The following is a 2,891-nucleotide window of genomic DNA, read 5'->3' as shown; positions in this document are numbered from 1 at the left end:
GCGAGCCGTAGGTGCGGTCGTAGTTGGAGAAATTGACCACGTAAAACCCGAAGCCGGCGGTGGCGATGCCAAGGACCACGATGGCGATGGCCGCGCCGAGGCTGATCCACCGGAACCTCGGCTGTTTGGCGTTGGGGGTGGCGTAATACAGCACCGCGACGAGGAACACGATGATGAAAAGCATGATTGGCCACTTGGCGACGTCCCATGCGATCTGCACGCCCCGACCGAGACCGAGAGCGTTACCGATCGCCGTGGTGACATCGCCGGAAAGAACGAGGCCAAGGGCCACGAGGGCGAGCGCGACCACCGCGATGACGGTGACAAGCAGCTGCATTGGACGCAGCTTCCAGAACGGTCGGCCCTCGTCGATTTCGTAGATGCGGTTCATGGCACGGCTGAACGCGCCTACGTACCCGGACGCTGACCACAACGCAAGCGCGATACCGGTGATCAATGCGATACCCGCGCCTCGGGAGGAGGCGATCTGTTCGATCGGTTCGCGGAGGGTGGAGGCGGCGTCGGGGGCGACGTCTTGAATAATGCCGAGAATGGCGGCGGCCGCGGCGTCGCCCTGGCCGACAACACCGAGCACGGAGAAGATCGCGATCAGCGCTGGGAACAGGGCGAGGACGGCGTAGTAGACCAGACCGGCGGCGGCGTCCGTGCATTGGTCAGCAGAGAATTCCCGCACTGTTTTTCGCAGCACATACTTCCACGACCGCTTCGTCAGCTGGGTGGGGGAGTCCGGCTTCTTTGCGGCGTCCGGGTGCGGAGCACCCGTGTTGGTGTTGGTGGCTGCTTTTCGCTTCAGCATGTGATCCCGTGAATCCTGTGAGTGACCGCAACCTGTCTTGGCGCGGACACTTCAGTGTTCAACACCGGGTGCCACGGGTGAGGGGCCTTGCCTGTCGGCAGAGCGCGCCGATATGCACTCCCTTGGCCGCCGGCCGGTGGTGCGAGAGTAACCCGGTCGTGGAGCGCGTCAGTGCAGGACGACGAGTTGCGTCAGGTCGTCAGAGGGCAGGTTGTCGGCAACGGCTGTGACTTGCATGTCTGTCAGATCGATGCGGCCCGAGATGACGGTGAGGAAGGCGGAATCCGCGGCGTCTCAGTCGGTAGCGATCCACAAGAGCGTCGATCGGGGTGCGAGGGTGGTCGCGTCGACAACGTGTTGTCCCCCCTCGACCCATACCTCGGCGACGGCGTGAAAATCCACCGGGTCCAAGCCCGGGTCGTACATGGACACGAGACGTGAACCGATCCCGGTTCTCTGCCGCTCCTATGCGGGCGCCAGCACCGGGCGGGATGGCGTTTCGTGGTTGCCTTCGCGTTCCTGTTCGGGATCGTCGCGGCGCTGTTCATCGACACCACAGGAAGCATCTGGCCAGCGATCATCCTCCACGCCGGCTTCGACACCGTCTGGTTCATCCTCACCCCACGCTCTCCGGTCCTCACCGACCTCGTCAGCATCGCCGTCTGCGCCGCTCTGGCCGTACTGCTGGAAAATCTGCGCAGGCTCGCCTCTGCCGCAGCCACCCCGACACGCAACCGCTGACGCCGGCAAAGTGGCGACCCTTCGACAACAGCATCCCGAAATCGGCGGTCCCCCCTCGAAACTCACATCGCCCGCTCGGAGCCCCGCTGTGTCACCGTCGCGAGGGTCGCCGCCACACGGACAGCGGCTCGGGTTTGCTTCCCGCTGCGAACTGACAATCCGAGTCAGAGCCGCGACTTGAAGCGCCTTGGGTCTGCTGGAGACTCGCGCCATTTGATTCCGACCAGCAGATTGCGGTCGTTGGGGGCAGCATAGAACGCGTTCTCGAACTCGGCGGGCGGGACGTCGCCGAGGTAGCCGTGGAGGCGCTGGGTGTTGTGCCAGTGCACCCATCTGAGGGTCGCGAGCTCGAGGTCCTCGACCGTACGAGACGGGCGGGGCCGCGGACAAGTTCGGTCTTTTAGTAGCCGTTCGCAGTCTCGGCTAGGGCGTTGTCATACGCGTCGCAGATCGATCCGATGGACGCGGCGAAGCCTTCCGGCGCGAGCGTCTCGCGAACGACACTCTCGTAGATTGCGAGCCCGCGTCGCTGTGATGTATTAGACCGTCCACGGCCGGGTGACCGGCAAGGTCGCGTCGCCACAAGCCCATTCGCAGCGCAGTGTTACCGGCGGGGTCGTCTTCACGGTTGCGGCGTGCCAGCCCACGATCGCGCGAGTAGCAGTCGATCATGAACGACACGTAAGCGAACCCCGCCCACGTCGTGACATAAGTGAAATCCGTGGACCAGCGGCGGTTCGGCGCCTCGGCGGTGAAGTCCCGATCGAGCAGATCCGGGGCACGATCGGCATGACGATCCGGGATCGTGGTCCGCACCCGCCGCCCCCGGACCAGACTGGTCAGCCCGAGATCGCGCATCAGCCGGTCCACCTGCCGCTTGGATACCACCAGGCCGCTGCGCCGCAGGTGAGCGGTCATCTTCCGCCGCCCATATAACCCTTCCGTGTGCCCGCTGTGGACAGGAGCGCGTCGATGACCACCGCGTCCGCGCGCGCCCGCGCACTGGGTTCGGCCCGTTTCCAGGCCCGATGGGTCCGCGCGGCGACCTGCACGCCCCGCTCCCGCAGGACCTGGCAGACTGACTCGACCGCGCGGTTCTTGGTTCGCTGCTCGTCGATGAACGCGACGATCAACGCCGACGGGGGTCGAGACCCCCGGCAGGCAGTCGACACGTATCGCGCATTCAGCAGCTTCCTGCTCGGCCAATTGCGTCTTGAGCCCGCCGTCCGCGGTGCAGAAATAGGCCCCGCCGAGGAGCCGCTCGACGAGGACGACCCCCCTGCGCCCGAAGGCGATGTGCAGTCGGGCCACCTCGAGCACGCGCCCGAGGTGG

The 2,891-nt window shown here is 65.5% G+C and carries 4 protein-coding genes and 1 pseudogene; 2 read left to right on the top strand and 3 right to left on the bottom strand.

Features of this window, described 5'->3' with window-relative positions; all coding sequences use genetic code 11:
* A partial coding sequence (locus D8Y23_RS16370; protein WP_164878292.1) for a YihY/virulence factor BrkB family protein occupies positions 1 to 817 on the bottom strand: 817 nt, incomplete at its 3' end.
* Positions 818 to 1,318: 501 nt separating this feature from the next.
* Between D8Y23_RS16370 and D8Y23_RS16365 the strand changes: the two genes are divergently transcribed.
* Positions 1,319 to 1,558, top strand: a complete 240-nt coding sequence (locus D8Y23_RS16365; protein WP_164878291.1) for a CPBP family glutamic-type intramembrane protease — start codon at positions 1,319 to 1,321, stop codon at positions 1,556 to 1,558.
* A 164-nt stretch (positions 1,559 to 1,722) separates the two neighbouring features.
* Here the strand turns inward: D8Y23_RS16365 and D8Y23_RS16915 are convergent, their stop codons facing one another.
* Together D8Y23_RS16915 and D8Y23_RS16360 are read right to left on the bottom strand one after the other, a co-directional pair.
* Complete coding sequence (locus tag D8Y23_RS16915; protein WP_164878290.1) at positions 1,723 to 1,887, bottom strand: hypothetical protein; 165 nt, start codon at positions 1,885 to 1,887, stop codon at positions 1,723 to 1,725.
* A gap of 94 nt (positions 1,888 to 1,981) precedes the next feature.
* The gene (locus D8Y23_RS16360) at positions 1,982 to 2,581 is read right to left on the bottom strand and encodes a DDE-type integrase/transposase/recombinase (protein WP_275087523.1); all 600 of its coding nucleotides are present in this window, start codon (positions 2,579 to 2,581) and stop codon (positions 1,982 to 1,984) included.
* Here D8Y23_RS16360 and D8Y23_RS17180 point away from each other — a divergent pair.
* Positions 2,531 to 2,891: pseudogene (locus tag D8Y23_RS17180) on the top strand (hypothetical protein); the annotation flags it as partial. The gene D8Y23_RS16360 and the pseudogene D8Y23_RS17180 sit on opposite strands and share 51 nt — an antisense overlap.

The organism is Microbacterium enclense, assembly GCF_004022425.1.
Lineage (GTDB): Bacteria > Actinomycetota > Actinomycetes > Actinomycetales > Microbacteriaceae > Microbacterium > Microbacterium enclense_A.
Note: the sequence above shows the minus strand (reverse complement) of the source record. Positions and strands in the feature narration are given on the sequence as shown.